Genomic DNA, 25,624 nt, shown 5'->3' with positions numbered 1-25,624 from the left:
TGGCCTGCCGGGTCTTCTGACCGGTCGGGCGCTGATGGGAACTATCCGGAGCGGATATCACTCTGACAAGTACGCTAGCAAAGTGTTCTTGGGATGCAATGCACAATTTATATCTGGAAAGATGTAAAGCATGGTCGCATACTTCGGGCTCAGTGCCGGATGCGCCACTTTTTTGGGCAAATTGCCCTGTATTTGCCGGGGTGTGGGCGGCCTTTGTATGCGATGGACAGAAAGATCGGACAGCTGAGCCAAAACACTGCCGAATCTGCCCCGATGATCGCCCGACCGGCGATGTCGATGGGGGCGGCGGGCTCACGCCCGGCCTTTCTCTATGTCTCGATTCGCGACCTTCTGTCCCGAAAGATCAGCAGCGGCGAGCTGCCGCCCGGGACAGTGCTGAAAGAAGCGCCGGTTGCCGGGCAGCTCGGCGTCAGCCGGGCCCCGGTGCGCCGTGCGCTGGCCCTTCTGGCCGAGGCCGGGCTGATCTTCGAGGCCGGTGGTCAGGGGTTTAAGGTCGGTCTGGCCGCGCCGGTGCAGCTGCCGCTGCGCCAGCTCCACCAGATTCTTACCGGCGAGCCGGAGGAAATCGACCGCTCGCCCTCCTGGGAGCGGATTTTCGACGAGGTGCGCGAGGAAATCACCGCCGCCATGCCCTTTGGCTCCTGGCGCATTCAGGAGGCGGCGCTTGGCGACCATTTCAATGTCAGCCGGACCGTCGCGCGCGAGGTGCTCTGGCGGCTGATGGACCGGCGCCTGGTCGACAAGGACAGCAAATCGCATTGGATCGTAGGCCAGATGACCGCGCGCGACCTGCGCGAGACGCTGGAAATGCGGGCGCTGATGGAGCCGGCTGCTCTGGACCAGGTGCTGCCTGGCCTTGACCGGGCCTGGCTCGCGCGGCTCGAGGCGCGGATCGCGGCGCTGATCCGCGCCTTCCCGCAGGTCGAGCCCCAGGCCCTGGATCAGATCGACCAGGCGATGTTTCAGGAGATGTTCGCCGGTCTGCGGAATTCGCGCCTTCTGGCCTCGATCAGGCGCAATCAGATCTCGCTGGTGGTGCCGCATCTCTTCCGTCACCATTTTCCGCTGACCGATGACCTGGCCGCCTTGCTCGATTACGCGCGGATCCTGCATCACCTGGGCCGGGACGAAGCCGAGGCGGCGCAGGTTCTCATGCGCAGCCATCTGCTGCGGATCGGGAGGCTTACGCTGGCGCGCCTCAGGGTGCTGTCTCTCCTGCCGCCGCCGCGCCGGGTGGCCTGGCTGATACCGGCGCATCAGGGGGGAATATGACGGATACTGTGCTGCGCGTGATCGGAACACCTGCGACCCTGACGCCTGAACTGCGCGCGCGGGCGGCGGCAGATTTGCCGTTCGGCATTCAGTTCGAGGTCTTGGACGGGCTCGATTGCCAACGCCGCGGCGTGATGGCGCCCGAGAGCTTCGATGTTTATGACCAGTGGTTCCATTCGCTGGATCTTTTATGGACGGCGGCCTCGATCCGCCCGATCGACACGACGCGGCTCGCGCGGTGGGATGAGGTGACCATCGCCGGAACGCGCCCCGGCGCCAATGGGCGGCAGCCTGGCAGCTGGCCCGGAAGCCTCCTTTATGCGCAATCTGATCGCAGCCTTGCAGCCTGGCCGCAGCCCGGAGAGGCCCCGCAAATATCCATGTTGCCAACAACTTACAACGTGGACAGCTTCGTCTGGACGCCGGATATGTCGGCTCTGCGCCGCGCGGAAGAGGCGGAAAGCTGGGCCTGGCTTCTCGATGGGCGCTGGCATGGGCGCGCGGCGCTCGCCGCTGATCCGGCTGCAAGCGTGGTAGAGCTTGCGCTGGCGGCGCGGGCGGCCGGGCTGGTCGACATCGCCGATCCGGGCGATCTGACCATCGAAGAGATCGACGCACTTTTCGCCGTGCTGATGCCCCTGCGCCGGTCGGGTCATTTTACACGCTTCTGGGCGACATCTGATGATGCGGTGCGGCTGATGACGCCACAGGGCAGCGGTGGCGGGCCGGTGATCTCGGCTTTGTGGTCGCCCGCCTATTACGCGATGCGGGCCATGGGGCGCGATCTGCATTACGCGGTGCCGGGCGAGGGATATCGTGGCTGGCATTCCGGGCTTTGCCTTTCGGCGGCACTGTCGGGCGAGCGGCTTGAGATGGCCTATGCCTGGCTCAACTGGTGGCTCGATGGTGTGCCCGGGGCGATTATGGCGCGGCAGGGCTATTACATGTCGGTGGTCCAGCCGCTTCGCGACACGCTGACGCCGGCCGAATGGGCCTTCTGGTATGCGGGCGAGCCTGCCTGCGAAGATCTTGCGGGCAGTGACGGGCAGATCGTGGTCCGGCGCGGCGAGCGGCGCGAAGGCGGCAGCTATCAGGACCGTGTCGCCCGCATCGCCGTCTGGTCGACCATCATGCCCGAACATAATTATCTGATCCGGCGCTGGCGCGAATTTCTCGGGGATTGAGGGCGCTGCGCCGGTTCAGTCGCTGGCGCGGATCAGCACGCCTCCGGCCTGCAGCGCGGCCTCTAGATCCGGCGGCGGCGGCTGGTCACAGATCACCTCGTCAATCGCGTCAAAGCCGCAGACCTGCACCAGGCCCTGCACCCCGAATTTCGTCGCATCCGTCACCACCACCCGCCTGCGGCCGCAGCGCAGCACGGCGAGGGCGAATTCCGCCTCCTCCAGATCGTAATCCATCACCCCGGTCTGGGCATCAATTGCCCCGACCGAGATCACCGCATGATCGACGCTGAACCGGCTGACAAAATCTATCGCCGAGACCCCGAAGGACGCGCCACTGTCGCTTCGCAGCCTGCCGCCCGCCATATAGACCTGGTTGCCATTCACCGTGGCCAGAGTGCGGGCAATGTCTGAAGAATTCGTCACCACCACCAGCCGATGATGCTGCAAAAGCGCGCGTGCCAGCAGGCTCGTCGTTGTTCCGGTATCCAGCATCACCGAATCCCCGTCACGGATCGTCGCGGCGGCGCGGCGCACGATGATGTCTTTCGCCGCGCGGTTTTCGCGCATCCGCCGCTCGAACGGGGCCTCACGCAGCGTCGAGGCCAGCCCGATCATGCCATGCATCCGCACGATCTCGCCCTGCGCGGCGAGGGTCTTCACATCGCGGCGAATGGTCTCGGCCGAGACACGCAGCCGCGCGGCAAGCTCGTTGATTCCGGCTGTTCCCTGGCCGGACAGTATCGCGAGAATCTGGCCGTGACGCGGAGAGTGATCCATGAAAGCCCTGTTGTCGTGACCGTTTGCGCAGCTTTGGCGCGAAATAATGACCGATTCCACAATAACCGGTCAAGATCGGTCATAAATCCACATTTTTGTTGACGCAATCCCAAAGCCACCGCCAGTCTTACGCAACATGCGGCGACAGACTGCAGGGGGGGGCTATGACCGGAGAGACAAGGGTTCCGCCAGAGAAGGCGGCGATCATCGGGGCGCTGCCAGTTTGGCAGGGCGACATCAGCATTGCGCCGCTTCTGGGCGGTATCAGCAATGAAAGCTGGCTGGTGCGCGATGAGCAGGGCGGCCATGTGGTGCGCTTTGGCAAGGATTATCCGTTCCACCACGTGATCCGCGAGCGCGAGATCATGACCGCCCGCGCCGCTGAAGCGGCCGGTTTCGCCCCGGCGGTCGAATTCGCCGGGCCGGGTGTCATGGTCAGCCGCCACCTGAGCGCGCATACGTTCAACGCCGGTGATGTGCGGGGCAATATCGACGGGCTGGCACGGCTGATCCGCGATTTCCACCGCGAGATGGGGCGCCATGTCTCGGGGCCGGGATTCATCTTCTGGCCCTTCCATGTGATCCGCGATTATGCCCGCACTTTGCGGACGGGTGGCAGCCGCAAACTGGCGGATCTGCCGCGCTACCTCGCATTGGCTGATGAGCTGGAGGAAGCGCAGATCCCGCTCCCGATCATTTTCAGCCATAATGACCTGCTTCCGGCGAATTTTCTCGATGATGGCAACCGGCTCTGGCTGATTGATTTCGAATATGCCGGGTTCTCGACGGCCATGTTCGACCTGGCGGGCGTGTCATCGAATGCGGGCTTTTCGGCGACCGAGACGAACACGCTTCTGCGGGCCTATTTCGGCGAAGCGCCGTCCCGCGACCTCTTGCGCGCCATGGCGGCGATGCAATGCGCCAGCCTTTTGCGTGAGGCGATGTGGAGCATGGCGTCCGAGCTGTATCTGAACGCGCCCGGCACCGATTACCCGGCCTATACCGAAGAAAACCTCGCGCGGTTTGAGATCGCGCTCGACCATTACCGCTCAGTTTACGGAAAGAAAACCTGATGTCGCAGACCCTGCCCGCACATGCTCAGATCGTGGTGATCGGGGGCGGTATTATCGGCTGCTCGACCGCCTATCACCTGGCGCGCGATCACAAGGCGGATGTGATCCTGCTGGAACAGGGCAAAATCACATCGGGGTCGACCTGGCACGCGGCGGGGCTGGTGGGGCAGTTGCGCTCTTCGGCCTCGATCACCAGGGTTCTGAAATATTCGGTTGATCTGTATAAGTCCCTCGCCGCCGAGACCGGGCTTGAAACCGGCTGGAAGATGACCGGCTGCCTCAGGCTTGCGACCAATGAGGATCGCTGGACCGAGTATCGCCGCCTCGCCACCACCGCGAGAAGCTTCGGAATGGAGATGCATCTTGTCTCGCCTGAAGAGGTCAAACGGATGTGGCCGCTGATGGATGTTTCGGATCTGGTCGGTGCCTCCTGGTTGCCGACGGACGGGCAGGCCAGCCCTTCGGATATCACGCAGTCGTTGGCCAAAGGCGCGCGGATGCATGGTGCGAAGCTGGTGGAAAATGTCCGCGTCACCGGGTTCGTGATGGAGGGGAACCGTATCACGGCGGTCGAGACCGATCAGGGTGTGATCCAATGCGAAAAGGTGGTGAATTGCGGCGGGCAATGGGCGCGCCAGGTGGGGGCGAAAGCGGGTGTCAATGTGCCGCTGCAACCCGTCAAACACCAGTATATCGTGACGGAAAAGATCGAGGGTCTGGCATCGGATGCGCCGACTTTGCGCGACCCCGACCGGCGCACGTATTTCAAGGAAGAGGTCGGCGGTCTCGTGATGGGGGGCTATGAGCCGAACCCGCAGAGCTGGCGCACGGGGCTTCCTGGTGGTGATGTGCCGGACCAGTGGGAATTCCAGCTGTTCGATGATGATTTCGACCATTTCGAGCAGCATATGAAAGAGGCCATCGCCCGGGTGCCAAAGCTCGCGGAAACCGGCCTCAAGCAGATGATCAACGGGCCGGAAAGCTTCACCCCGGATGGGAACTTCATCCTCGGTCTCGCGCCGGAATGCGCCAATATGTTTGTAGGCGCCGGGTTCAACGCCTTTGGCATCGCCTCGGGCGGCGGGGCGGGCTGGGCGCTGGCGGAATGGGTGATGCGGGGCGAGGCGCCGCTGGATCTCTGGTCGGTTGATATCCGCCGCTTTTCGGGCCTGCACCGCGATCGTGCCTGGGTCGAAGAGCGCACGCTTGAGGCTTACGGCAAGCATTACACCATCGGCTTCCCGCATGAGGAATATGAAAGCGGGCGCCCGCGCATCACCTCGCCGCTTTACACGCGGTTGAAAGACCATGGCGCGGTGTTCGGATCGAAACTCGGATGGGAACGGCCGAACTGGTTTGCCGGCCCGGGCGAAGAGCCGCGTGATCTCTATTCGATGGGGCGCCAGAACTGGTTTGATGCGGTGGGCCGGGAACATCGTCTGGTGCGCGAGGGGGTTGGCGTCTTCGACCAGTCGTCTTTCGCGAAATATGAGGTGGCCGGGGCAGGGGCGGCCGATGCGCTGGAGCTGATCTGTGCGAGCCATGTGGCGAAAGCGCCGGGCCGCCTGACCTATACCCAGATCCTGAACTCGCGCGGCGGCATCGAATGCGATCTGACCGTGGCGCGGCTGGCCGATGACCGTTTTTACCTCGTGAGCGGGACGGGGTCGCGCACCCATGACTTTGCCTGGATTGCCGATCACTTGCCTGCCGGCGATGTAGCGATCCGCGATGTGACCGAGGATTATGGTACCCTGTCTTTGATGGGGCCGAAAGCGCGCGAGGTGCTGACTTCGGTCACAAAGGCGGATGTGTCGAATGCGGCCTTCCCCTTTGGCGCGGTTCGTGCGCTGGAGATCGCCGGCCATCAGGTCCGCGCGCTGCGGGTCACCTATGTCGGCGAGCTCGGATGGGAGTTGCATGTGCCTCTTTCCGGTACAGGCGATGTGTTCGATGCGCTGATGGCGGCAGGCGCCCCGCATGGCATTCGCCCGACCGGCTACCGCGCGATTGAAAGCCTGCGGCTGGAAAAAGGGTACCGCGCCTGGGGATCCGACATCACCCCGAATGACAATCCGTTCGAGGCGGGCCTTGGCTGGGCGGTCAAGCTGAAACGCGATACCGATTTCATCGGGCGCAAAGCCTGCGAGGCTGCGGCGGGCGCCGCCCTGGTCAAACGGCTTGCCGGGTTCACCACCGATGATCCCGATGTGGTGCTGCTGGGGCGTGAAACGATCCTCAGAGACGGCGAGCCGGTCGGCTATCTGACGAGCGGAGGCTATGGCTACAGCCTGCAAAGCCCGATCGGCTTTGGCTATGTGCGTAATGAGGCGGGCGTCAGCGACGCGTTCCTGCAATCGGGGCGGTATGAACTGGTCGTCGCCAATGAGGTCCGGCCCGCGAAACTGCATCTCGATCCGCTTTACGACCCGGGCTCGCTGCGGGTGAAAGCATAGGTGACTGCAGGCCGGGCCCGAAATGGCCCGGCCTTTTATCAATGAAAACAATAATCAACAGGAGGGACAGCAATGGCTTCCATTGGAACATATATTATCTGGCTGATCATGGTCTGCGCCGTCGCGGGCGCGATCGCCGCGATCCGCGATCCTGAAAAGGGGCTTGGCAAAGAGTTCACCGAGGGTCTGCATTCCATCGGTCCGATTTTCATTCCTGTGGCCGGGATCATGGCCGCGATTCCCTATCTTTCGCATTTTATCGAATTCGCGGCCGGGCCGCTTTTCGCCCTTGTGGGCGCTGACCCCTCGATTGCCGCGACCACGGTGATTGCGGGCGATATGGGGGGCTACCAGCTGGCCGACAAAATTGCCCAGACGCGCGAGGCATGGGCGATTGCGACAGTAGTCGGTTTCATGTCGGGCGCGACGATCATCTTCTCGATCCCGGTCGGCCTCGCCATGCTGAAGAAGGCCGACCATAAATATATGGCACTGGGCATCATGTCCGGCATTCTCTCGGTGCCGGTCGGGGTGCTGATCTCCTGCACGGTGATCGCACTTTCGGGGCTGGATATCCGCCCGGAGGTCTCGACCACGTCCGATGCGAATTTCGCCCTGACGCTCGGTTTTGGCGAGATATTCCGCAACCTCCTGCCGCTGATCATCTTCTGCGTGGCAATCGCGCTCGGCCTGCGGTTCGCGCCGGATGCTATGATCACCGGCTTTCTGTGGTTCGGAAAAATCATGTATGCGGGCATCACGCTGGTGCTGGTGGCCTCGATCGTCGAATATTTCACCGGGTTCTTTACCAATGTCTTTGGCCATTGGGGCTTTGATCCGATCATCGCGGATGAGGCCGACCAGTTCCGCGCGCTGGAAGTGGCGGGCTATATCGGCATCATGCTCGCCGGGGCCTTCCCGATGGTCTACCTTCTGACCAAATACCTCGCGAAACCGATGGAGGTGCTGGGTGCGAAAATCGGCGTGGCGCCCGAAGGCGCGGCGGGGCTGCTCGCGGCCTGCGCCAATATCCTTGCCATGTTCCGGCTGGTGGAAAAGATGCGCCCGCGTGACAAGGTGGTGGCGATTGCCTTTGCGGTTTGCGCGGCCTTTACCTTCGGCGATCACCTGGCTTTCACCGCGAATTTCCAGCCGACGCTGATTGCGCCGCTGATCCTGGGCAAGCTCCTCGGCGGTGTGGCGGGCTTTATCCTCGCGGTCTGGCTGTCTGTGCCGAAAGCCGAGGCGCTGGCGGCGGCAGAGCGCTGATCCTTCCTTGCCGCCCGGGCGCAGGCCCGGGCGGGACTTGACGCGAAGGTCAGAGGGCGCGACCGGCCAGCATCCCCTCATAGACCGCCTCTTCCGCGGTGCGGGGGGTCTCGCAATCGCCGATGCCATGACATTCGATGCCCAGGGCCGTGATCTCAGACCTGAGCCCGTCAAAGCGCAGATGCCCGGACGACAGAACCAGCATATCCACGCCCTCGATTTCAATCGGCAGCTCTGATGCGGTGTGCTGCAGAAAGACCGTATCGCCAAAGGTGCCGATCAGTCGCGCATAGGGCGTGACCCTGACGCCCATCCGGTGCAGCGAGGCCGCCGTCGCATCGCGAACGTAGAAGGGCAGCGCCTCGCCCATATAAAGCCCGTTCACCGCCAGATCGACTCCGGCGCCGTCCCGCGCCAGGGCCTCAGCCACGCCCGGCCCTATCCAGTCGGCGCGCCAGTCGACCACCACCACCCGCGCCCCGGGTTTCACATCGCGCTTCAGGATCTGCCAGGCGGTGGCGACCCTGATCTCGCCATCCGTCTCAAACGGCGGCAAATAGGGCGTGGCGCCGGTCGCGAGCACCACCGCATCCGGGGCGAAATCGCGCAACAGGCTTGCATCGACGCGGGTGTTCTTGCGGATTGTCACGCCCGCAAGCGCGCATTCGCGGGTGAGATTGGTCACGATGCCGCCAAACTCTGCGCGATGCGGCAAAAGCTGCGCCAGCAATGCCTGCCCGCCCAGGCGTGGTTCCGCCTCGAAAAGCGTCACGTGATGACCGCGCTCTGCCGCCACCGCTGCCGCTTTCAGCCCGGCCGGGCCGCCGCCGATCACCATGACTTTGCGGGGCCGCGCGGTTGCGGGATGAATGGCGAACACCGTCTCGCGCCCGGTCTCAGGGTGCTGAATGCAGGAAATTGGCAGGCCCCGATGAAAGTGGTGAATACAGGCCTGGTTGCAGCCGATACAGGCGCGGATGTCGTCGAACCGCCCCTGATCCGCCTTGACCGGCATTTCGGGGTCACAGATCAGCGCGCGGGTCATGCCGCAGCCATCGGCCTCGCCGCGCGCGATCACCAGTTCCGCCTCTTGCGGCTGATTGATGCGGCCGGTGATGAAGACCGGCACCTGAAGTGCCGCCTTGAACGCACGGGCCTCGGGCGCCGTATAGGCGGTCGGGAAATTCATCGGCGGCGCGATATGGACCGCGCCGCCGATGGTCGCCGAGGTGCCAATGGTGACGGAAAGATAGTCGATCCGCGTGCCAAGCCCCTTCGCGGCGGCCAGCGTCTCGGCATTGGTCAGCCCGGCCTCGTCTTTCTCACTGGCCGAGATCCTGAGCCCGATGATGAAATCATCCGCCGTTGCCGCGCGCATCGCCTCCAGCACATCCGCCATGAATTTCAGACGGTTGCTATCTGAGCCGCCATAGTCATCCTGGCGCCGGTTGACGCGCGGGTTCAGGAATTGCGCCGGCAGATAGCCATGCGAGGCGACCAGTTCGACGCCGTCAAGGCCGGCCCTGTACATCCGCTGCGCGGCATCGGCATAGCCTTGCGTGATTTCGGCGATCATCGCGGCATCCATTTCGCGCGGCATATTGCGGAACCGCTCATTCGGGGTGCCGGATGCGGAATATGCCACCGCCAGCATCCCATTCGCGCTTTCCATGATTTCGCGCCCGGGATGGAACAGTTGCGAAACCACCCGCGCACCATGCCTGTGGCAGCGCCGCGCCAGTTCGGCATAGCCCGAGATACAGTCATCTGTCGTCGCCATGATCAGATGCGAGGTATAGCGCGCCGTCTCATGCACGCCCGCCACCTGGGTCACGATCAGCCCGGTGCCGCCTTTGGCGCGTGCCTCCTGATAGGCGATATAGGCCTCGTTCACGAGCCCATGTTCCGGCAGGCAGGTGTCATGCCCGGTCGAGATGATGCGGTTGCGGATCTCGCGCCCCCGGATGGTCAATGGGCGGAACAGGTGCGGAAACATCGCGTCGGTCATGGCTGCCCGGGCTCCCTGGGTGGCGGATGCGGCAGGTTTGACAGGGCAAGTAAAAAAATCAATAGTATTTTTTACTGACGGAGGGGGGATGCAGGATGAAGCCGGATGAGCCGCGCCTGAAGGCTGCGACTGCCGCCGAGGGCCGCGTCCTGGGCGAAAGGCTGCGTGAGCTGCGCAAGAGGCGCAAACAGACGCTGGCGCAGCTGGCTGAGGGGGCAGGGCTGTCGATCGGCTATCTGAGCCAGATCGAACGGGATCTTGCCGAACCCTCGATCAACGCGCTGGTTTCCATTGCGCAGCATCTGGGCGTGACGGTGCAATGGTTTTTCGCCGGCGACGAGCAAGCGGTGCCCGAAGCCGAGCAGGGCTATGTCATCCGCCAGGCCAACCGCCTCCAGGTCGCCTATCAGGGCGGCGCGGTCGATGAATTGCTGACGCCGCGCATGTCGATGGCACTTGAGATGATCCGCTCGCGCCTGCCGCCCGGCGCCGAAGCACAGGATGCCTATAGTCATGACGGTGACGAGGTCGGTCTGGTGCTGTCGGGGCAGCTGGAGCTCTGGGTCGGTGACCGTCATTTCCGGCTGGAGGCGGGAGACAGCTTTTCCTTCGCCTCAAGCGAGCCGCATCGCTATCGCAATCCGGGCCCGGCTGAGACTGAGGTGATCTGGGCGATAAGCCCGCCAACCTACTGATATATTTTTGAAAATAAAGCTGTGTGGGGAGGATGTGAAGGGGGGTGAATTTGGCCCACCACCCCCCCTCAGGGGTCCGGAGGCTCATATAGAGAGCTTGCACAGAGCATCCGGATCACAGTTTTCACTGTTAGCGCTATCATTAGCAGGGGATTACTGCCTGTTCAAGCCCCTCCTGAGGCGCTAACAATCAGGAAAGCGCTGTTTCATGACCCGCCCCGATCTGCCCGCCCGTTTCAGATCCCGCCAGAGGACCACCCATTGACCAAACCAACGCCGCCCGAACCCCACCGCGCCCTGACCCTCCGCGATGTGTCAGAGGCTTCCGGGGTCAGCGAAATGACGGTCAGCCGGGTGTTGCGCAATCGCGGCGATGTGTCAGAGACGACGCGGGCCAGGGTCCTCGAGGCCGCGCGCCGTCTGGGCTATGTGCCTAATAAAATCGCGGGCGCGCTGGCGAGCCAGCGGGTCAATCTGGTCGGAGTGGTGATCCCGTCCTTGTCGAATATGGTCTTTCCCGAAGTGATGACGGGAATTTCGAAGACGCTGGAAGATACCGGTTTGCAGCCGGTGGTGGGAGTCTCGAATTATCAGGTCGATCGCGAAGAGCAGGTCATCTATGAGATGCTGTCATGGCGGCCCTCGGGGCTGATCGTGGCGGGGCTGGAACATTCCGAGGCGTCAAAGGCGATGCTGGCGCAGGCCGGTATCCCGATTGTCGAGATCATGGATATCGACGGCACACCGGTCGACAGTATGGTGGGGATCTCGCATCGCCGCGCCGGTCGCAAGATGGCCGAGGCGATCATCGCGGCGGGCTATCGCAAGATAGCTTTCCTTGGAACCCATATGCCGACGAATGACCACCGTGCGAGAAAGCGGCTGGAAGGGTTCGAAGAGGCGCTGGCCGCTGCCGGCCTCTCGCTGGTGGACCGCGAGTTCTATTCCGGTGGCTCGGCGCTCGCCAAGGGGCGCGAGATGACCGAGACGCTGCTGAAGCGCCGCCCGGATGTCGATTTCCTGTATTATTCCAATGATATGATCGGTGCAGGTGGGCTGCTGTGGTGTCTTGAGCAGGGATTGGATGTGCCGGGCCGGATCGGGCTTGCCGGGTTCAACGGGGTCGAATTGCTCGACGGTCTGCCGCGCCGCCTGGCGACGATGGATGCCTGCCGTCTGGAAACCGGAGTCGCCGCGGCCGAGATCATTGCCGGCAAACGGTCGAGCGGGGTTATCGGCGGCGAGGTGATCGAGTTCGAGCCCAAGCTGCAGCCGGGCGACACCATCCGCAAGCTTTGAAGGGCGGAACGCGGGCAGGGGGCTCTGCCCCCGTCTCCTTGCGGAGACTCCCCCGGGATATTTAAGGACAGATGAAATCAGGCAGCGGGATTTCATCTGTCCTTAAATATCCCCGCCGGAGGCTTCCGAAGATGCCACCGGCGGGGCGCTGGTCATTTCCAGCTGACATGGTCATCCATGGTGCAGCCATAGGGCGCGTTCCGATCCCCGAAGCGCTCTTCGAGCTTGCCGCAGGCCCAGAGATTGACCGGTTCCGGCATCATCGCATTGATCTCCATTCCCAGCGGATCATGCGGATCCGAGCTGCCGGTCACATACCAGAGCCACCAGCCAAGCGCCGCCAGAACGAAGAAGAGGATCACCCCAAGCCCGGCCAGAACATTGCGCAGGGCCCCGCCGCCGCGTTTCTTGGCCGGGGTTTCGCTGTGCTGCGGCTGGCCGAATTTTTCGGCCTCCTCGCGGTCCAGCAGGGCCAGCGCCTCACGGCGTTCCTGATCGGTCAGATCGATCCGCGTCAGACCCCGGTCCAGCAAGGCCGGGAGCCGGGAGCCGGTGCCCTTTACCCCCAGGCCGTAGCCATTGCCCTGATCATCCCAGACCATCAGCGGATCGTCGCCCTTGCGCAGGGTAGTGGTCAGCACGGGTTTGGGCTGGTCCTTGTCATGATAGCTGATCTGCGTTTTGCCGCGCAGGTTCTGCATATTGGTGATCACAAGCGGCAGCAGCGTCAGGCGAGAGGGTTGCGCGAGGGCGCGCGACGCCTTGCCTGCCCGGAGCTGCTGCCAGAGGATCGCCGCCGCGCCGCCAAAGAACAGCAGCGCGAAGGCCGCCAGCATCAGGATCCGGTTCCAGATCTTTTCGACGCCAAGGCTCAGCGTCGCCAGATGCGGCTTGTCGCCCGAGATCACCACATCGACCCAGTAATCGCCGCTATGGAAATCGATGAACATCAGCCTGATATCGGATTCGTAATGCTGGCCCTGGTAGTTATAGGCGACGTGAGCCTCGCAATCGGTGAAAAAGGCTTTGCGGGTCGTGCATTGGCCGTTCCGGACATCGCTGTCTTCAACCGTCACCGGGTTCTGGCTGATTTGCCAGTCGCGCCAGATATCCGGACCCTGCCACCAGGCCAGAAAGCCGCCGACGATCAGCATGACAATCACCGCGAAAAGGGTGGCACCGGGCGGAGAAATGCTGCCGGGGGTGAGCTTCAGCGGGCGGTCGGGGAGGGTCAGGTTTGTATAAGACATCGGACTCATAACTCAGCGTGAATTTTGAGCAAGCTGTCACAGACAGGTGATGAGACCCAGATCAAAAGTGATTTGTTCAGGAAAACCAGACCTTGGCGCCCGCAGGCCCATCAAGGGGAACCTGTGCGGGGAGCAGCCGATGCGGGCCGGCCCGAGACGCAGCCGGGGATGTCAGAGCGGGGTGGCGATCAGGCGGGTGCCGTCCTGGCCGGTGATGCGGGCCGGGATGATGCGGCCCTCGGGCTGGGCATCTGCAAAGCTGACTTCGGTAAACTGGCCGGTGCGGCCGTTATGCGCACCTTCGGTCAGGACCTGATGCAGGGCGCCCTGCTGGCTTTCCAGATGGCGGATGAGCGCGCTTTCTCCGGCGGCGCGCAGCCGGGCGGCGCGCTCGCGGATCGTCGGGCCTTTCACCTGTGGCATCCGCGCGGCGGGGGTACCTTTTCGGGGCGAATAGGGGAAGACATGCAGGAAGGTCAGGTCGCAGTCTTTGACCAGCTTCAGGCTGTTTTCAAACATCTCGTCGGTCTCGGTCGGGAAACCCGCAATGATATCGGCGCCGAAGATCAGATCGGGGCGCAGGCTGCGGGCCTCTTCGCAGAAGCGGATCGCGTCGTCGCGCAGATGGCGGCGCTTCATCCGTTTCAGGATCATGTCGTCGCCTGCCTGCAGGCTGAGATGCAGATGCGGCATCAGCCGGCTTTCGGTCGCGATCGCCTGCATCAGGTTCTCATCGGCTTCGATCGAGTCGATGGACGAAATCCTCAGCCGTGCCAGATCCGGCACCAGCCGCAGGATCCGCATCACCAGATCGCCAAGGCGCGGCGTCGCGGGCAGGTCTGCCCCCCAGGAGGTGAGATCGACACCGGTCAGGACAACTTCCTGAAATCCCTTGTCGACCAGACGTTTGATCTGTTCGATCACCACACCGGCGGGGACAGAGCGCGAATTGCCACGCCCATAGGGGATGATGCAGAAGGTGCAGCGATGGTCGCAGCCATTCTGCACCTGGACATAGGCGCGATGGCGGCCGAAGCCGTCGATCAGATGGCCGGCGGTTTCTTTCACCGACATGATGTCATTGACCAGCGTCTTCTCGGTCACGCCGATCAGGTCCGGGGCCAGGAGGGGCGCGCGCAGCCCTGTCCAGGTCTCGGCCTGCATCTTTTCGTGATTGCCGATGACTTTCGTCACCTCGGGCATCGCTGCAAAGGTCTCGGGTTCGGTCTGTGCCGCGCAGCCGGTGACGATCACCGGGGCGCCGGGGTTTTCCCGCGCCAGACGACGGATTTCCTGCTTGGCCTTGCGCACGGCCTCGGCCGTCACCGCGCAGGTATTGACCACGACCGCACCATTGACCCCGGCGGCGGCGGCGAGTTCCTTCATCGCCTCGGTCTCATAGGCGTTCAGGCGGCAGCCCAGGGTGGCGAAAACAGGCGCGTTCATGTCAGGGACGCCAGGAAGGCGGGCGGGATACGGCCCTCGAAGACCAGCGCTACCGGTCCGGCCATCCAGACGCCATCCTCGCGCCAGTCTATCTCCAGCGCGCCGCCGTCAAGGTCGAGCGTCACGCGCCGCCCGGTCAGTCCGCGCAGATGCGCCGCGACGGCCGCGGCACAGGCGCCCGAGCCGCAGGCGAGCGTGATGCCGGCGCCGCGCTCCCAGACCCGCATGCGCAACCTGTCGGGGCCAGTCAGGCTGGCGAATTCGACATTGGTGCGTTCGGGGAACAGCGGGTCATGTTCGATCCGAGGGCCGAGGCCAGCGACATCCGCCATATCCGCATCAGGCACAAAGAACACGCAATGCGGGTTGCCCATACCAACCGCCACCGGCGCACCATCCAGCGGCAGCTGCGCGGTATCGACCGGATGTGACAGCGGCACCTCGGCCCAGTCCAGCTGCGGCTGGCCCATATTCACATTGACCCGGCCATCTTTCAGCCGCTCGGCCCGAAGGGTTCCGCGTTGGGTGATCAGCGTCACCGCATCTTTGCCCAGATCGCGCATCACGTAATCCGAGACGCAGCGCGTGGCATTGCCGCAGGCCCCGGCGCGGCTGCCATCGGTGTTCCAGAAATACAGCGTGAAATCGACGCCGGGCTGATCTGCGGGTGCCGGCCGGATCTCGGCCAGCTGATCAAAGCCCACGCCCCGGTTGCGGTCGCCAAGCGCGCGCGCCAGCGCAGCCGTTACCATCGCCTCGCCGCGTGCCCGCGAGTCGATCACCACGAAATCATTGCCCGCCCCATGCATCTTGATGAAGGGCAGGCCGCTGGGGTCAGGGCCCTGTGTCATGCGCCCCATATACGCCTGCGCCGCCCCGCAATCCAGAGCGCAAAATGCAGGCCCGTATGCCGGTTTTGCAGGGGGTGCTTTGCTGTCCTGAGGGGCTTTCACCCGGGTCGCCGCCTCTGCTAGCCTTCGGGCGAATGCATTGTCACGGGACTGCCATGGATCTCACCGCTTGCTCCGCTCTCGATCTCTCGCAGCTGATCACCCGGCGCGAAGTGAAGCCGTCCGAGGTGATGGAGGCGCATCTGGCCCTCATCGCTTTGGTGAACCCGCAGGTGAATGCGGTGATCTCGCTGCGCGATCCCGACCAGATCATGGCAGAGGCGCGGGCGCTGGACGCTGTGGCACCTGCGGGCGCGCTGTTTGGCCTGCCGCTGGCGGTGAAGGATCTCCTGAACACCAAAGGCCTCCGGACAACCTATGGCTCGCCGCTTTACGCCGATCACATACCCGAGGCCGATGATCTGATCGTTGCACGGATGCGGGCGGCAGGGGCGGTCGTGATCGGCAAGACCAATACGCCGGAATGGGGGCATGGCAGCCACAGCTTTAACCCGGTGCATGGCGTGACGCGCAATCCCTATGACCTGACGCGAAGCGCCGGCGGGTCATCGGGAGGCGCGGCGGCGGCGCTGGCCGCGCGGATGGTGCCGCTGGCGGATGGGTCGGATATGATGGGCAGCCTCAGAAACCCCGCAGCCTTTTGTAATGTCTACGGGTTTCGTCCGAGCTGGGGGCTTGTCCCGACCGATGCCGGGGCCGAGACTTTCCTTGACACGATGGCGACGGAAGGCCCGATGGCCCGCGATATCGCCGATCTCGCGCTGCTTTTGGGCGTTCAGGCCGGGGCCAACCCGCTGACCCCCTTTGGTCAGCCCGTGCAGGATTACCTCGGTGCGGTCAGGGCTGCGCCGGATGATCTCAACGGGAAGCGCATTGCCTGGTTTGGTGATTTCAACGGTCAGATCCCGTTTGAGCCAGGCATCATCGCCGCCTGTGAGGCCGGGCTGAAGACCTTTGAAAGCCTCGGTGCCGAAGTGGTGCCGGTGCCGCTCCCTCTGCCGATGGCCGATCTCTGGCAGGCCTGGGTCACGATCCGCAGCTTCCTGAATTTCGGGGGCAAAGGGGCTGAGCGCCATACGCCTGCCCGCTGGGCGCAGCTCAAACCCGAAACGCAATGGGAGGTCGAGACCGGCGCAGGCGTGACGGCAGAGGCGCTCTACCAGGCGTCGAAAATCCGCTCCGCCTGGTATGCGCGCGCGCATCAGCTGCTGGCGGAGTATGATGCGCTGGTGATGCCGGTGGCGCAGGTCTGGCCCTTCCCGGCAGACTGGCGCTATCCCGAAAGCATCGATGGCCAAAGGATGGACACCTATCACCGCTGGATGGAGGTGGTGGTGCCGGTCTCGCTGATCGGCCTGCCCGCTTTGGCGGTTCCGGTGGGATTCGGCGCGAACGGCCTGCCGACAGGGATCCAGATCGCGGGCCGCCACGGATCCGACGCCGCGATTCTCGCCATGGGCGAAGCCTGGCACCGCGCCACCCGCTGGCCGGAAAAGAACCCGCCCCGGATCTGAGGCCCTGCCCGCCCCGGAAAACCGGGAAAGGGCAGTCCCCGGGCCAGGGCGGGCCGGAGGGCCAGAGGCTGCCCGGGCCGGAACCCGATGCACCCTCCGACAGGGAGAGCAAGAGGGGGTCCGGGGGAGAGTACTCTCCCCCGGCTTTGCCCCGGATCGGTGGGGCTCAGAAGAAGCCGAGTTTCTTCGGATTGTAGGAGACCAGCAGGTTCTTGGTTTCCTGATAATGGTCGAGCATCATCTTATGGTTCTCGCGCCCGATCCCCGACTGTTTGTACCCGCCAAAGGCCGCGCCGGCCGGATAAAGATGGTAGCAATTGGTCCAGACCCGGCCCGCTTCGATCGCGCGACCGGCGCGATAGGCGGTGTTTGCATTGCGCGACCAGACCCCGGCGCCCAGACCGAAGACGGTGTCATTGGCGATCTCGATCGCCTCGTCCTGGGTCTTGAAGGTGGTCACCGACACGACCGGCCCGAAGATCTCCTCCTGGAAGACCCGCATCTTGTTGGTGCCTTCAAAGACAGTCGGCTGGATGTAGAAGCCTTTCGAGATATCGCCGTTGAAATGGTTCGCCTGGCCGCCGGTCAGCACTTTCGCGCCTTCCTTCGGGCCGAGTTCCAGATAGGACGAGATCTTATCGAATTGCTGTTTTGAGGCCTGGGCACCGATCATCGTATTCGCCTGACGCGGGTCGCCTGCCACGATGGCTTCGACCCGCTTCAGCGCGCGTTCCATGAACCGGTCATAGATCGATTCCTGGATCAGGGCGCGCGACGGGCAGGTGCAGACCTCGCCCTGGTTCAGCGCGAAAAGGGTGAAGCCTTCCAGCGCCTTGTCGAAGTAATCGTCATCCTCATCCATCACATCTTCAAAGAAGATGTTCGGCGATTTGCCGCCCAGCTCCAGGGTGATATTGGTCAGGTTATCGGCTGCGGCCCGCATGATCGACTTGCCCACCGGGGTCGAGCCGGTGAAGGCGATCTTCGCGATGCGCGGGCTCGATGCCAGCGCCGCACCGGCCTCGGCACCGGTGCCGTTGACGATGTTCAGCACGCCCGGCGGCAGCAGGTCTTCGATGAATGAAAGCAGGAACAGGATCGAGGCCGGGGTCTGCTCTGCCGGTTTCAGCACGACACAATTCCCCGCCGCGAGCGCCGGTGCCAGTTTCCAGGCCGCCATCAGGATCGGGAAGTTCCAGGGGATGATCTGGCCCACAACGCCCAGCGGCTCGTGGAAGTGATAGGCGACGGTGTCATCGTCGATCTGCCCGATCGAGCCCTCCTGCGCCCGGATCGCGCCGGCGAAATAGCGGAAATGGTCGACTGCCAGCGGGATATCTGCCGCCATGGTCTCGCGCAGCGGTTTGCCGTTATCCCAGGTCTCGGCAATCGCGATGGCTTCGAGATTCTCTTCGATCCGTGCGGCAATCTGCAGCAGGATGTTAGAACGCGTCGTGGCCGAAGTCTGCGCCCAGCCGCGACGGGCGGCATGTGCGGCATCCAGTGCCGCTTCGATATCGGACGCATCCGAACGCGCAACCTCACAGATCACACTGCCGGTGACGGGCGAGATGTTCTCCATATAGCGGCCGGCTTTCGGCGCGACCCACTGGCCGCCGATAAAGTTTTCATAGCGGGTTTTGTAGGGCGCAGTGCTCAGGCCGAATTCTTCATGCTTGGTCATGGTAGCTCCTCCGTTGGCCGCTCTCCCTTGCGGCTGATGACACTAAGCTGGCGTCTGATTGCAGGCGGGTCACCCCTTGGGATATGCCGCAGCTGCGAAAGATGTCGCAGTTCTGAGACAGTCTGTCCTGCCGACTGCCCGTCAGAGCGATTGTCGTGCGGCAATCAGTCGGGCCGCACTCAGTCGGACCGGCCCATTTTGCGATGCAGAGTCGCGCGGCTGATCCCAAGCGCCCGTGCCGCCGCCGAGATATTGCCGCCGGTGCGCGCAATGGCGCGGTGGATCACCGCGCGTTCGCCATCTTCGGGGCGCAGATGGCTGCTGACGCCCAGCAGATCGGCGGCAGGGACCGGGTTTCTGGCCAGATCACCGGTAAGACCCAGATGCTGGCGCGCCATGCGCGTGGCGCCGATCACCAGCTCATCGGCATCGACCGCCAGAAGCGCGCCGGTGCCGCGATCCGCACCGGGAACCAGCACCATCCGCGCGCCGCTGTAACGCGCCTGGAACAGATCGGCCTCGATCCGGCGGGCGGCCTCATGCACCGAATGGCTCAACAGGCCCGAAAACCCTTCGGCGATATCGGCACGTACGGTCGAGACGTCCAGCACCGCCACCAGATCGCCCGAAGGATCCCAGATCGGCGCCGAGGCGCAGGTCAGCGCGGTATTTGCGGCAAGGTAATGCTGGTCACGATGGATCACCACCGGCCGCCCTTCGGCAAGGCAGGTGCCGATGCCATTGGTGCCAACCGCCGCTTCGCTCCAGTCCGAACCGGCACTGAGGCCGGCCTCCTGGAAATCGCGGTCTTCCGATTGCTTCACCAGACGTTCAAAGGGAATGCCGTCCTCGCTTGCAAGGATCACGCTGGCGCCAAAACCGCCGACCACCTGAAACAGCCGCTCCAGCGTCGGGCGGGCGGCGCGGGTCACCGGCTCCATCCTCTCGCGCAGCCGGGCGAGGCCGATCCCGTCCAGCCGCTGATCACGTGGCGCAAGGGCCGAAGGCGCCAGCCCATGGCGGGCCGAACGCGCCCAGGAGGCGACAATCGAAGACCGCGCGGCCTGGCCCTTTTCCAGCGCGGCGGAAACCTGGGCCACATGGTCGCGGATGGTGCGGCTGGTGGTGATATTGCCTGGCATGGATCGGCCTTCTCCCCTCCGCCGTCCGGGAACAGGATCCCGTCCGGAATTGCATCTCGGAAACAGCAGTTCTTTCCCCCGGGGCCCGGCTTTTCTGCTACTCTCTGCGCCAGGGCTGCAGGCGCGCCGGTCTGTGGCGCCGGTTTGCCGCTGCCAGCTATTTGGGCATTGCCCGCAGAACTGCATCACTCCGGATGCGACAGAGTAACGCATGTTCTGCTTTCGGGGGCAAGAAATCTTGTGGCGCCGTCACGAGCCTGTGCATCGGGTGCCGCAACGCCAATCTGAAAAGGTCGTGGTCCAGGATGATCGTCCGTGACAAACCAACCCCGCTGCAACTTCTGACCGCCACGCGCGGTTCGATTGTCTTCCAGGTCGCACCGCCGGTGCTGTTCGTTGCCTGTTTCGCGCTAGTGGTGGTCCTGCTCGACCATATGACGCCCTGGGTGCCGCATCTGAACGCCGCTGCCTATACGGTGTTCGGGATCGGGCTGTCGCTTTTCCTCGGGTTTCGCAATGCCGCCGCCTATGACCGCTGGTGGGAGGCGAGGAAGCTCTGGGGCGGGCTGCTGGCCGATCTGCGCAGCTTTGCCCGGGAGGTCGGGACTTTCGTGCCTGACCCGCAGCGGCGCGAGCGGATGCTGCGGCTGGCGCTGGAATTCATCCATGCCCACCGGATCAACCTGCGCAAACTGGTGCCGCCGGCGACCGGGCCCGGGGCGCAGTTCCGCGCGGCCACGCACCCGCCCTGCGCCGCGATGGATGCGATCACCGATGAACTGAGCGCGGGCTACCGGTCGGGCGAGATCGACGGCTTCGGCGCGCGCGCGCTGACCACCCGCATGGCCAATCTCGCCCTGCTCCAGGCGGGGGCCGAGCGCATCGCCAACAGCCCGTTGCCCTATGTCTATTCGCTGCTGATCTATCGCACGACCTGGCTATATTGCCTGCTGCTGCCACTGGCGCTGGCGGAAACCACCGGCTGGCTCTCGCCTTTGTTCACCGCCATCGTGGCCTATATGTTCCTTGGCCTGGCGGAAGTGACCGAGGAACTGAGCCATCCCTTCGGCACCAGCCCCAATGGACTCGCGCTGGATGCGATCTGTCGCGCCTGCGAGATCAGCCTTGCGCCGCATCTGGGGGAGGAGCCGCCGAAACCGCTGGGGCCGGTCGAGCATTATCTCAGCTAGAGCCTCTTGCCAGCCGCGCTCAGGAGGGGGAAACTGGCGTGATGAAACGCTTTTTCCTGCGCCTTTACTTTGACAATGCGATGGTCGGCCCCGGCAAGGCCGAACTTCTGGAACATATCCGCGAGACCGGCTCCATCTCGGCGGCCGGTCGCGCCATGGGGATGAGTTACAAACGCGCCTGGATGCTGGTGGAAGAGCTGAACGCGGCCTTTGCCAGCCCGCTGGTCGCCAGCGCGCGCGGCGGCTCGGGCGGGGGTGGCGCGCATCTGACGCCCGAGGGCGAACAGGTGCTGGCGCTTTTCCGCGAGATCGAACGCAAATCGCGCGAAGCAGGTGCCGAAGAGATCGCCGTGCTCGAGACGATGCTGGCGCCGGCTCAGCCCTGATTTGCGGCAAATGGCGTTGTGGCGAGCGGGAAATAACCCTTGCGCCTGTTCGTCCTGGCGGTCTTTATATCCGCAAAGATATATCGAACCGGAGGAATCCCATGTCTTTCGCCAGCCGTAAATTCGCCCGCCGCTCTGCGCTGTTTGCGACCGCTTTCAGCCTCGCGCTGCCCGCCATGGCCCAGGCCGAAGAGGTCGTGGTCTTTGCCGCCGCGTCGATGAAGAACGCGCTGGATGAGGTCGCGGCGAAATTCCAGGAGGAAACCGGCAATACGGTGGTGATTTCCTATGCCGGCTCGAATGCGCTGGCGAAGCAGATCATCGAAGGCGCGCCCGCCGATATCTTTATCTCGGCCGCCGTCAACTGGATGGATGAGGTCGAAAAGGCCGGTCTGGTTGTCGAAGGCGCGCGCGGCGATCTTTTGGGCAATACGCTGGTCCTCGTTGCGCACGGCAAGGATGCCGCGCCGGTCGAGATTGGTGAGGGCTTTGATCTGAAAGCGCTTTTGGGCGATGAGAAGCTCGCCATGGCCTTGATCGATTCCGTGCCCGCCGGCCAGTATGGCAAGGCCGCGCTGGAACATCTGGGCCAATGGGGCGCGGTGGAGGGATCGGTTGCTCAGGCCGATAATGTCCGCGCGACGCTGGCGCTGGTGGCCCAGGGCGAGGCGCCTTATGGCATCGTCTATGCGACCGACGCCGTGGCCGAGGATAATGTCACCGTGGTCGGCACCTTCCCCGCTGACAGCCACAAACCGATCGTCTACCCTGCCGCCCTGCTGACCGGCGCGGCGGATGCGGCGGACCGCGCCTTTTACGAGGCGCTTTCGGGGGATGAGGCCCACAGGATCTTTGCCGCCGAAGGCTTTTCGATCCTGAACTGAGACTGATGAAAGGGCCTGAGAGGAGTGACGGACTGGCTGTCTCCTGACGAATGGAACGCGGTGATGCTGTCGCTGCGGGTGTCGTTCTGGGCGGTTCTGGTCAGCCTGCCTCTGGGGCTTTTCATCGCCCATGCCCTTGCCCGGTGGGAGTTTCCCGGCAAGCAGGTGCTGAACGGCATCGTGCATCTGCCGCTGATCCTGCCGCCGGTCGTCACCGGTTATCTGCTGCTGATGACGTTCGGGCGCAAAGGCACGGTGGGGTACTATCTCGACCAGTGGTTCGGGATCGTCTTTGCCTTTCGCTGGACCGGGGCCGCGATGGCTGCAGCCGTCATGGCTTTCCCGCTGATGGTGCGCGCCATGCGGCTCGCCATCGAGGCAGTGGATCCGAAACTGGAACAGGCCAGCGCCACGCTCGGGGCGTCGAAACCCTGGGTCTGGCTGACGGTGACGCTGCCGATGATCCTGCCAGGCGTGATCGCAGGCTGCATCCTTGCCTTCGCCAAAGCGATGGGGGAATTCGGCGCCACGATCACTTTCGTGTCGAACATCCCGGGCCAGACCCGCACCCTGCCATCGGCAATCTACAGTTTCATGCAGGTGCCGGGCGGCGAGGCGCAGGCCGCCCGCCTCGTCTGGGTCGCCATTGCGATTGCCATGGCAGCGCTTTTGCTGTCGGAATGGGTCTCGCGGGTTGTTGCGCGCAGGATTTCAGGGCAATGACGCTGTCGGTTTCCCTGCAGCACCGCTTTCCCGGCATCACGCTGGATGTGCAGTTTGACGCGCCCCTGGGGGTGACGGCGCTCTTTGGCCGCTCGGGATCCGGCAAAACCACGGTGGTCAATGCTGTGGCCGGGCTTTTGCGCCCCGATCAGGGCCGGATCACGCTGGGTGACCGGGTCTTGCTTGATACCGCGCGCGGGCATTTCCTGCCGCCGCATAAGCGCCGCATCGGCTATGTCTTTCAGGACGCACGTCTTTTCCCGCATCTGACGGTGCGTCAGAACCTGCTTTATGGCCGCTGGTTCGCGCCGAAGGGCCGCGCGGGCGCTGCCTTTGATCAGGTGGTCGACCTGCTGGGGATCGCCCTCTTGCTGGACCGCCGCCCCGGTCGCCTGTCTGGCGGCGAGAAAAGCCGGGTGGCGCTTGGTCGGGCGCTTTTGTCCGACCCCGATCTTTTGTTGATGGACGAGCCGCTCGCCGCGCTGGACGAGGCGCGGAAATCCGAAATCCTGCCCTATCTGGAACGGCTGCGGGACACGGTGGCGCTGCCGATCCTTTATGTCAGCCATTCGCCGGCCGAGGTGGCGCGGCTGGCGACGACGGTTGTGATGCTTGAGGCAGGCCAGGTAAGCCGTGCCGGCCCTGCGGCCGAGGTGCTGGCCGACCCGGTTTCCGCGCGCGGCTTTGGCCCGCGCGAGGCGGGGGCAGTGCTGAACCTGCGCGCCGGCGCGACTGATTCCGATGGGCTGACGCGGCTTGAGACTGGTGGCGGCGCGCTCTGGCTGTCTTTGCCGGGCGTGGCCGAGGGGACGGCGCTGCGCCTGCGGATCCTTGCGCGCGATGTCATGCTGGCGCGACAGCAGCCGGAAGCGATTTCGGCGCTGAATATTCTTGACGCCACGGTGCGGGAAATCTCGGAGAAAGACGGCGAGGTGCTGGTGCGCCTTGAGGTGGGCGAGGCGGCGCTGCTGGCGCAGATCACCCTGCGTTCGGCCAGGCTGCTTGAGCTTGCACCGGGGATGCAGGTCTTCGCGGTGGTCAAATCGGTGGCGGTGGCCCCGGGGACGGCAGGGGCGGGAACCGTGGCGTAGGCGCGGATCACGCCGCGCAACAGTTACTGCTGCATTTTCACCCTGCCGGGTGATGGGTCGCCCCGACAGACGGGAGTATCCATGGCCTATTGATGTAAGACCTTTCATTCGTTTTTGCCGGGGGAGGCGCCGTCAGAACGCGACCTCCCCCGGATTTCGGCCCTGATACCGGACCGGCACTAACCCTGCGTTCAGACGTGGATCAGGGACGATGTTCAGCCCCGCCCGCTCAGTCGTCGCATCAGGGCCAGCTGGCTTTCGGATCCCGTCTTGTGAAGCAGGCTCTTCACCTGGCTGCGGATTGTTTCGACCGAGCGGCTATGGGCGTCGGCGATTGCCCGGATCGAGAGCCCCTGCGTGATCCCCGTCAGCACCCGTGTTTCGGCCGCACTCAGCGCATAACGCTGCTGGAAATGCGCAATGCGCAGCGGTTCGGACCTCACCTGCCCCTCTTCGATGATCAATCCGGCGGCCGGACCACACAGAAATTCGGATATCGGCTCGCGGGCGGCACGGAACAGGGTCAGCCGGCAGCCATTCTGATGCCAGACATGCGCTGTGGGCCCGTCATAGCCCCGTGCCAGGATCTGCACCAGAAACTGACGCGCCGCCTCATCTGCAAGGTGAATGCGGCCAGTCGGGGTCAGGGTAAAGAGATCCGCGCGCCGCGCCGCCACTTCAGCCGCCGGCGAAATCGATGTCGGTTTCAGATCATCACCGATCACGCAAAGCCCGGTGCCGAGCACGCCAAGCGCCTCGGCGGCAAAATTGCCCGGCATGGCCTCTCTGCCGAGATTGGCGAAATGGCGCATCACCCGCTGAAGATGCGGCCTCAGGGCCTCAAGCCGATGGCCCATCATCGTGGCGATTTCAGGATCGCTGTCGCCGAAAATCGTGGTCAGCAGCATATGTTCGCCGCCCCGGCGCCCGAGAGTCACGCCGGCCGAGCCGATAAATCCGGCGGGGCGCAGGAAATCGCTGTAAAACTCGGTCCGCTTCAGCGCGTCGCGCGAGGTGACCTCGTGATCGACGATCACATCATTGGAGAGACGCAGGATGTGATCGGGCAGCCAGGGGTTGAGCTGGCAGTAATATGCGGCGTAATCCGAGATCTGCTTTGCACCGATGCCTGAGGTCAGTTCCAGCCGTCCGACACCGCCACTCATATGGTCCTTTTGCAGCAGGAACAGAGCGCCGCCATTAATGCGATCTGATGCCAGCAGACTCAGAAACCGCGACCAGTCCGCTTCCCCAAGCAGAATTGAATAAAGCGCCTCGGTCAGGTCGGCATGAAGATCAGGCAAGCAACACCCCTTCCTTCCCGCAAGGAAAGCACAGGCTTTTGCGGA

General features: G+C 63.9%; 21 protein-coding genes. 13 read left to right on the top strand and 8 right to left on the bottom strand.

Translation table 11 applies throughout. The features are described from left to right. The first annotated feature begins 273 nt into the window (after positions 1 to 273). Both AC4FS3_RS08515 and AC4FS3_RS08510 read left to right on the top strand, forming a co-directional pair. A complete protein-coding gene (locus AC4FS3_RS08515; protein ID WP_491020180.1) occupies positions 274 to 1,293 on the top strand; it encodes a GntR family transcriptional regulator in 1,020 nt (339 codons plus the stop codon). Continuing rightward, positions 1,290 to 2,477: an ABC transporter substrate-binding protein gene (locus AC4FS3_RS08510; protein ID WP_491020179.1), complete on the top strand. Its 1,188-nt coding sequence runs from the start codon at positions 1,290 to 1,292 to the stop codon at positions 2,475 to 2,477. Before AC4FS3_RS08515 ends, AC4FS3_RS08510 begins: the two co-directional genes overlap by 4 nt. Positions 2,478 to 2,492: 15 nt before the next feature. On the opposite strand, the gene AC4FS3_RS08505 is transcribed toward AC4FS3_RS08510, so the two are convergent. Beyond that, positions 2,493 to 3,254: a DeoR/GlpR family DNA-binding transcription regulator gene (locus tag AC4FS3_RS08505; protein ID WP_491020178.1), complete on the bottom strand. Its 762-nt coding sequence runs from the start codon at positions 3,252 to 3,254 to the stop codon at positions 2,493 to 2,495. Positions 3,255 to 3,418: 164 nt separating this feature from the next. On the opposite strand from AC4FS3_RS08505, the gene AC4FS3_RS08500 reads away from it, so the two are divergent. The 3 genes from AC4FS3_RS08500 (at position 3,419) to eutH (ending at position 8,052) form a co-directional block, all read left to right on the top strand. Beyond that, positions 3,419 to 4,327, top strand: coding sequence for a phosphotransferase (locus tag AC4FS3_RS08500; protein ID WP_491020177.1), 909 nt, complete (start codon positions 3,419 to 3,421; stop codon positions 4,325 to 4,327). Then, entirely contained in the window at positions 4,327 to 6,783 is a 2,457-nt protein-coding gene (locus AC4FS3_RS08495) for a GcvT family protein (RefSeq protein WP_491020176.1), read from the top strand. Before AC4FS3_RS08500 ends, AC4FS3_RS08495 begins: the two co-directional genes overlap by 1 nt. Before the next feature lie 72 nt (positions 6,784 to 6,855). Continuing rightward, on the top strand, positions 6,856 to 8,052 hold the full coding sequence (gene eutH, locus AC4FS3_RS08490; RefSeq protein WP_491020175.1) for an ethanolamine utilization protein EutH: 1,197 nt from the start codon (positions 6,856 to 6,858) through the stop codon (positions 8,050 to 8,052). A 49-nt stretch (positions 8,053 to 8,101) separates the two neighbouring features. On the opposite strand, the gene AC4FS3_RS08485 is transcribed toward eutH, so the two are convergent. Continuing rightward, entirely contained in the window at positions 8,102 to 10,060 is a 1,959-nt protein-coding gene (locus tag AC4FS3_RS08485) for an oxidoreductase (RefSeq protein WP_491020174.1), read from the bottom strand. Positions 10,061 to 10,155: 95 nt separating this feature from the next. On the opposite strand from AC4FS3_RS08485, the gene AC4FS3_RS08480 reads away from it, so the two are divergent. Together AC4FS3_RS08480 and AC4FS3_RS08475 are read left to right on the top strand one after the other, a co-directional pair. Beyond that, positions 10,156 to 10,755: a helix-turn-helix domain-containing protein gene (locus AC4FS3_RS08480; protein WP_491020173.1), complete on the top strand. Its 600-nt coding sequence runs from the start codon at positions 10,156 to 10,158 to the stop codon at positions 10,753 to 10,755. Between the two features lie 261 nt (positions 10,756 to 11,016). Continuing rightward, a complete protein-coding gene (locus AC4FS3_RS08475; protein WP_491020172.1) occupies positions 11,017 to 12,054 on the top strand; it encodes a LacI family DNA-binding transcriptional regulator in 1,038 nt (345 codons plus the stop codon). Positions 12,055 to 12,206: 152 nt separating this feature from the next. On the opposite strand, the gene AC4FS3_RS08470 is transcribed toward AC4FS3_RS08475, so the two are convergent. The 3 genes from AC4FS3_RS08470 to dapF all read right to left on the bottom strand — a co-directional run bounded on the left by AC4FS3_RS08470 (position 12,207) and on the right by dapF (position 15,601). After that, positions 12,207 to 13,304 (bottom strand): hypothetical protein, encoded by a 1,098-nt coding sequence (locus tag AC4FS3_RS08470; protein ID WP_491020171.1) that lies wholly within the window; start codon positions 13,302 to 13,304, stop codon positions 12,207 to 12,209. A gap of 171 nt (positions 13,305 to 13,475) precedes the next feature. Beyond that, positions 13,476 to 14,750, bottom strand: coding sequence for a tRNA (N(6)-L-threonylcarbamoyladenosine(37)-C(2))-methylthiotransferase MtaB (gene mtaB / locus AC4FS3_RS08465; RefSeq protein ID WP_491020170.1), 1,275 nt, complete (start codon positions 14,748 to 14,750; stop codon positions 13,476 to 13,478). Next, on the bottom strand, positions 14,747 to 15,601 hold the full coding sequence (dapF, locus tag AC4FS3_RS08460) for a diaminopimelate epimerase (RefSeq protein ID WP_491020169.1): 855 nt from the start codon (positions 15,599 to 15,601) through the stop codon (positions 14,747 to 14,749). The genes mtaB and dapF overlap by 4 nt, the downstream gene beginning before the upstream one ends. A gap of 155 nt (positions 15,602 to 15,756) precedes the next feature. Here dapF and AC4FS3_RS08455 point away from each other — a divergent pair, with 155 nt between their 5' ends. Beyond that, the gene (locus tag AC4FS3_RS08455; RefSeq protein WP_491020168.1) at positions 15,757 to 17,175 is read left to right on the top strand and encodes an amidase; all 1,419 of its coding nucleotides are present in this window, start codon (positions 15,757 to 15,759) and stop codon (positions 17,173 to 17,175) included. Positions 17,176 to 17,341: 166 nt separating this feature from the next. Here the strand turns inward: AC4FS3_RS08455 and exaC are convergent, their stop codons facing one another. Continuing rightward, a complete protein-coding gene (exaC, locus tag AC4FS3_RS08450; protein ID WP_491020167.1) occupies positions 17,342 to 18,859 on the bottom strand; it encodes an acetaldehyde dehydrogenase ExaC in 1,518 nt (505 codons plus the stop codon). A gap of 179 nt (positions 18,860 to 19,038) precedes the next feature. Then, positions 19,039 to 20,001: a helix-turn-helix domain-containing protein gene (locus tag AC4FS3_RS08445; RefSeq protein WP_491020166.1), complete on the bottom strand. Its 963-nt coding sequence runs from the start codon at positions 19,999 to 20,001 to the stop codon at positions 19,039 to 19,041. Between the two features lie 305 nt (positions 20,002 to 20,306). Between AC4FS3_RS08445 and AC4FS3_RS08440 the strand changes: the two genes are divergently transcribed. The 5 genes from AC4FS3_RS08440 to modC all read left to right on the top strand — a co-directional run bounded on the left by AC4FS3_RS08440 (position 20,307) and on the right by modC (position 24,275). Continuing rightward, entirely contained in the window at positions 20,307 to 21,191 is an 885-nt protein-coding gene (locus AC4FS3_RS08440) for a bestrophin family protein (protein ID WP_491020165.1), read from the top strand. A gap of 41 nt (positions 21,192 to 21,232) precedes the next feature. Beyond that, complete coding sequence (locus AC4FS3_RS08435) at positions 21,233 to 21,577, top strand: winged helix-turn-helix domain-containing protein (RefSeq protein ID WP_253188428.1); 345 nt, start codon at positions 21,233 to 21,235, stop codon at positions 21,575 to 21,577. A 101-nt stretch (positions 21,578 to 21,678) separates the two neighbouring features. Next, positions 21,679 to 22,461 (top strand): molybdate ABC transporter substrate-binding protein, encoded by a 783-nt coding sequence (gene modA / locus AC4FS3_RS08430; protein WP_491020164.1) that lies wholly within the window; start codon positions 21,679 to 21,681, stop codon positions 22,459 to 22,461. 24 nt (positions 22,462 to 22,485) lie between these two features. After that, positions 22,486 to 23,184, top strand: a complete 699-nt coding sequence (gene modB, locus AC4FS3_RS08425) for a molybdate ABC transporter permease subunit (RefSeq protein WP_491020163.1) — start codon at positions 22,486 to 22,488, stop codon at positions 23,182 to 23,184. Further along, the gene (modC, locus tag AC4FS3_RS08420; protein WP_491020162.1) at positions 23,181 to 24,275 is read left to right on the top strand and encodes a molybdenum ABC transporter ATP-binding protein; all 1,095 of its coding nucleotides are present in this window, start codon (positions 23,181 to 23,183) and stop codon (positions 24,273 to 24,275) included. The genes modB and modC overlap by 4 nt, the downstream gene beginning before the upstream one ends. A gap of 215 nt (positions 24,276 to 24,490) precedes the next feature. Here the strand turns inward: modC and AC4FS3_RS08415 are convergent, their stop codons facing one another. Then, positions 24,491 to 25,579 (bottom strand): helix-turn-helix transcriptional regulator, encoded by a 1,089-nt coding sequence (locus AC4FS3_RS08415; RefSeq protein ID WP_491020161.1) that lies wholly within the window; start codon positions 25,577 to 25,579, stop codon positions 24,491 to 24,493. Between the last annotated feature and the right edge of the window lie 45 nt (positions 25,580 to 25,624).

The sequence above is a fragment of the Pseudogemmobacter sp. TB195 genome (assembly GCF_058313095.1).
The sequence above is the reverse complement of the archived record's forward strand: the minus strand, read 5'-3'. Positions and strand labels throughout refer to the sequence as shown.